This window comes from Janthinobacterium sp. UMAB-60 (genome assembly GCF_900095235.1).
In the GTDB taxonomy this organism is placed as follows: Bacteria; Pseudomonadota; Gammaproteobacteria; order Burkholderiales; family Burkholderiaceae_D; genus Janthinobacterium.
Window position 1 is genome coordinate 1 of sequence record NZ_LT607501.1, and the last position, 5,241, is coordinate 5,241.

Annotated in this window: 5 protein-coding genes; all 5 read left to right on the forward strand. The window is 54.8% G+C overall.

Features of this window, described 5'->3' with window-relative positions; all coding sequences use genetic code 11:
- The first annotated feature begins 138 nt into the window (after positions 1 to 138).
- On the forward strand, positions 139 to 732 hold the full coding sequence (locus K0F86_RS24315) for a hypothetical protein (protein ID WP_219136718.1): 594 nt from the start codon (positions 139 to 141) through the stop codon (positions 730 to 732).
- A 178-nt stretch (positions 733 to 910) separates the two neighbouring features.
- Positions 911 to 1,411 (forward strand): hypothetical protein, encoded by a 501-nt coding sequence (locus K0F86_RS24320; protein ID WP_219136719.1) that lies wholly within the window; start codon positions 911 to 913, stop codon positions 1,409 to 1,411.
- A 286-nt stretch (positions 1,412 to 1,697) separates the two neighbouring features.
- The gene (locus tag K0F86_RS24325) at positions 1,698 to 2,699 is read left to right on the forward strand and encodes a right-handed parallel beta-helix repeat-containing protein (protein WP_219136720.1); all 1,002 of its coding nucleotides are present in this window, start codon (positions 1,698 to 1,700) and stop codon (positions 2,697 to 2,699) included.
- Positions 2,700 to 3,946: 1,247 nt separating this feature from the next.
- Positions 3,947 to 4,843 carry a right-handed parallel beta-helix repeat-containing protein gene (locus K0F86_RS24330; RefSeq protein WP_219136721.1) on the forward strand — a complete coding sequence of 299 codons (897 nt, stop codon included), beginning with the start codon at positions 3,947 to 3,949 and terminating at the stop codon, positions 4,841 to 4,843.
- A gap of 87 nt (positions 4,844 to 4,930) precedes the next feature.
- Positions 4,931 to 5,241, forward strand: a 311-nt coding sequence (locus K0F86_RS24335; RefSeq protein ID WP_257572342.1) for an RHS repeat-associated core domain-containing protein, incomplete at its 3' end; no start/stop codon positions are given.

Below are 5,241 nucleotides of genomic sequence, written 5' to 3' on the forward strand. Positions count from 1 at the left end.
GCTGCAGGGCTGTTGCAAGATGCTGCGCGAAGGCGGCGACGAGCTTGCGCCATGACCAAAGCAGCAGGCAACAAGCACCGGCCGGCGCGCCCACCGTGGCCGTCAGCTCCACCTTCAACCCTTCCTGCAAGGCACATCATGAAAAAATATCTGCTCCAGACGATTTGCTTCCTTGCGGCCATCGCTCTCTGCACTGCCTGTGCGACACCATGTTCGCAGCAAGGACCCGGCATGATCGTGACCTTCAGCAACGGCATCAAAGGCAAGAAGGTCGACGTGCTCCGCGCGCGAACCGCGAACGGCGTATTTTTTCCGACTCCTGGTTCACTTGGTCCAGACAAGAATCCCATGACTGGCGGCAAGACCATGGGCGCCGCGCCGGATGGCCGCGAACTGCCGCAATGGGTGGAGTTCGAATGGCAGGTATGGCCCTATCCCTACCCGGACAGGCCCTCTGATCCTGTAGCGCGGCAAGTCTGGAGCGAAGGGGTACACGCCCTGTCGCGTGCCTTGCCCATCCAGACGGCCCGCGTCGCCGTCCGGTCGCGCGTGCCGCAAGACGTCATCGACGAAGTGCTGGCGTCAAACAGGCAAAGAGCGCCCAACGCGCTGCCGGACAAAGATCTCTGGGTGTATTTCATCTGGTACGAGACGGGCATCAAGCTCCGCTGGAAACTGAAAAGCAGCTGCTGTGGCTTGCTGCGCGAAGGCGGCGACGAGCTTCCGCCATGACCAATCCGCTTGGCAAAGACCAGCGGACCAGCGCTCCCACCGTGGCCGCCGGCTCTACCTTCAACGCTTCCTGCAAGGCACCATCATGAAAACATATCTGCTCCAGACGATTTGCTTCCTTGCGGCCATCGCTCTCTGCACTGCCTGTGCGACACCATGTTCGCAGCAAGGACCCGGCATGATCGTGACCTTCAGCAACGGCATCAAAGGCAAGAAGGTCGACGTGCTCCGCGCGCGAACCGCGAACAGCATATTTTTTCCGACCCCCGGCTCCCTGGGACCCGACAAGAACCCCATGACTGGCGGCAAGACCATGGGTGCCGCGCCGGATGGCCGCGAACTGCCGCAATGGGTGGAATTCGAATGGAAGGTATGGCCCTATCCCTACCCTGACGTGCCTGCCGAGCCGGTAGCACTGCAGGCATGGAGTGACGGCGTGCACGCCATGTCCCGCTCACTGCCCATCCAGACGGCCCGCGTCGCCGTCCGCTCGCGCGTGCCGCAAGACGTCATTGACGAAGTACTGGTGTCAAACAGGCAAAGAGCGCCCAACGCGCTGCCGGACAAGGATCTCTGGGTGTATTTCATCTGGTACGAGACGGGCATCAAGTTTCGCTGGAGGCTGCTACAGGGCTGTTGCAAGATGCTGCGCGAAGGCGGCGACGAGCTTGCGCCATGACCAAATCGCCTGGAAACGACCAACGGCTAGCTCTACACGGCACTCGACGCGCAGTCTTAGGCCAGTGCGCGCAACAACCGCAAGCGGTTCGGCACGTGGCCTGAGAATTGAAGCGCGCGCATCATGAACCTCCTTACCCCTTTGATGCCCAAGCAAAGCGCAGCGAAGCATTAAATAAATTAAAGCCATCTGACTACGTTGGCACCATTCTGCCCCAGGGAGCTGCGCCGCTACCAGAGGAAAAAAAATGAACACCTGCCGTCAATTCTGTTCGCGTCGATTCCGAATGCGCGTACTCATCCTTGGGTTCCTGCTCGCTACATGGACGTTATGGCGGATGGATAGCCCGCCAGTTCTGTTGCCGCCGCGTCTAGTAGCCAAGTCATTTCTGCCTTGTATCGAAATTCGGCCAGGATTCGGACCATATCAGGAGGCAGTAATCAAGGCTTCGGGCCTGTACTGCATCGCAGAGGATTTCTGGCAACAGCGCCTATCCGACTTCGCTGGGCATACCGGGCCAGCGCCTTATCGTCATTTACTTGGAGTGATAGCGAACGACGTCACTGTCGACATGGCTAACCACACCTTGCACAGCGACGGACACTCCAGCGGTATTGTCGCGGTCCGGATTGATAAGGAGGACGAGAAACCGGTGGCCAAGAACATCACTATCCGGGATGGTGTTCTCGACATCAGGGGCCTAGGTACGGCAGTGGAGGTCATAGACCACTGGCCCATGTACAGCATTGACGAGCCGGTACCGAAAAATTTTCCCGGCTTCAAAAAATCAGGCGTGGTGCTGGATAATTTACTCATCAAGACTGACAACGTGGGGGTAATCCTGGAAGGAGACGGCAATATCATTCGCAACTGCGTCATCGAGAGCGGCGGCGACAGCGCCATCATGATGGCCGGACCGAATGGCCAAATACTGAACAATATAATTGTCCTCACAGACCCACTCATTCCAACATGGCTGGCCAATGCTTCCGAAGGTTACCTGTATCAGTACGAGAACCTGTCCAAATCCCGAAACAATCCGCGTGCGGCCGTAACCCTGCACCAAGCTAACGGTACGTTAATCAGCGGTAATCGAATCGAGGTCAAGGGTAAATCCACCACCCGACATAACATCTACCTCACCGACGCCAGCATTGGCGTGCGCGTTGAGAGCAACACGATAGTGGGGGTGGACGCTCCCGTCGTCTTGATGAAAGATAGTACGGCCACATTAAAGAACAATGTATTTGAAAAACGGATGAAGAAACCATGGTGGCGTCTATGGTGACGTGCATGGCCATTACCTGCGGCGCTATCACGCCACTGTCCAGGGACACAAAATGGGCCTAAATCACAATGCCGCGCGGTCGATTTCCGTACGCAAGTCATTCTGGCAGAGAAAGCCACTCCTCCTATGCCAGGCCTGCACAGCATTGCTGTCAACCTTTGACAACGGCACCTTCCATACTTTTTGGCAAGGACGAGTTCATGAATGGCATTGGGGGGCGGAATAATGAAGTCGCCTAAAACTATCCGTTTGGTTCTGGCAGCGCTCTCGCCACCGGGTCTGTATGGCATCTACTCCCTCAGTGTACTGATACTGGGCAGCCCATACTTTGCTACCCCTATGAGCATATTAATTTATGCCAGCATTCTGGTCCAAGGCTGCTGTGTCATATGGGAAGTCACATATTTATTTATTCAGAACGCTCTCGCAACGCCTCCCACTGACCCTCCATCGCACAAGGGGATGACGGTATGTTTTATCAGTCAGTTGGTGTGCTGGCCTTTGTTTTTTTTGCACGGCAGTTACATGATGGTATTGCCATATGCAATCCGTCTCGGTGCTATGGAAGCACCGATGCCAAGAACAGCTGACTTTAGTCTCGTCGCTCTGTTTTACTTACTGTGCGTCCTAGTACTGCCCTCCCTGATAGCAATACTTGGTTTACTGCTGTTCCTATGGCGGTCGCGCCGGCCATACCGAGAAAAATGCATTGCTTTTACTTTCTTTGTGGGTACATTCAATATAGTGCTCGTGTTGAATCTCAGCGGATTAGCACCATTACCCACTGAATTGCTGCCTCTGTTCTGGCTACTGCCGACAATCGTCACATTGACGTACCTAGATGACGATATGAAGCAATAGTTCATATTTCGCCGCTTCTGAATATGCTATTTACCGATATAAATATTTTAAACCAACGCCAATTAGAATATTGAATATAAAATTTGTGCGACTGAAATGCGGATGACGCTGAGCGGCCTCAAATACCAAGCATATTTACATAACAATTACGGCGAACCTTTAGACCGAAAACTCTACCAAGGCACGATTCTTCCTAAGTAACCTCTCTCTCGGGGCGTGAAATGCATATCAGGATTATATTTAATTTTGCAGTTCTATGTTTCGGATTGGCAATGACATGTTCAAGTTTTGGACAAGAATGTTTTCATGTGCTTCTTCCTCATGGCCTCAATGACGTACGGGTGCCCAGCAAACTCTCTCTCGTTAGAATTCAAGGTGAAGATACCATGTTTCCCGCGGGCTTCTGGATATTCCATAGCGGCCAAAGTCTGGCACTGAGTGGCCCAGCGCACTTCTGCCTTGAGCAGGACATAGTTAGAAATACCGGATTAACAACCCTACTTGGCGAGCCTGGCGGCTTAGGTCCATTGGCAAGACTCTCTAATAGCGACATTGTCTTTGACCTAAGCGGTCACGCGTTACGTTTAGACCGAGCCAGCGTTGCTATCCATGGATACTCTGGAGGATATGTCAATCATATAAAGATAAAAAATCTAATCTTTCGAAATGGCACTATTGAAGTAAAAGGTACCGGCATTTCATTGACGGGGTGGCAGTATCTGGAGCAACGCCCGAATTATCGCCCGGGGCCCGACCAAATCGACACGGCGCTACATAGATACGGCCCCAACTTCCGGGAATTTGGCGACACCAATATCTTGCTGGAAAACCTCACCATCAAAAGCGGCGACTTGGCCGCGTATCTGGTTGGCCGCAACAATATCATTCGTCATTGCCACATCGAAGTGGAGGGGCATGAGGCGGTCGCGCTGTTTGGCGCAAACCACCAGTTAGTCGACAATACCATTATCATCAAGCGCGCAAGGCCAATCCCTGCCCCACCCCGCCAGCCACCGGCCCACCTGAATATCGGCTCTTACTACCCGCAATACGCTGCCATATGGATACGCGATGCGCCAGGTTTAATCATCCGGGGCAACAAAATCACCATCGAGGGGCTGTTCAACGCCAAAGAGGCGATTATGCTCATCAACAGCCCCAACGTCATTATCGACAACAACGAGGTCACCGTCGCCGATAAGCTCTACACGGCACTCGACGCACAGTCTTCGGCGCATGCGCGCAACAACCGCAAGCGGTTCGGCACGTGGCCTGAGAATTGAGGCGCGCGCATCATGAACCTCCGCGCGCGCTTTAGACTGTCGAGCAGGCCAAGCGTATCCAGCACGACACTGCCGGCGCATGGCCGTATGACACTGGCCCCGCAGGCCAACGGTGCCACCGACTACACTTGTTCCAGCATCACACTTGGCAATCTCAAGCGCGCGTTCACCTATGATGACGCCGGCAGCATCGTGCGCCAGACCGTCACCACCTGGCGCTACGCGGGCGCGCACCTGGTCGCCATCGATCACTCGCAACAAGCCGAGCGCTACAGCCATGATGCACAGGGACGCCTGCCGGGCCAGTATGCCGACCAGGAAACGGGCTTGTACTACAACGACCAGCGCTATTACGACCCGGCCCAGGGCCGTTACCTGACGCCCGACCCGCTGGGCCT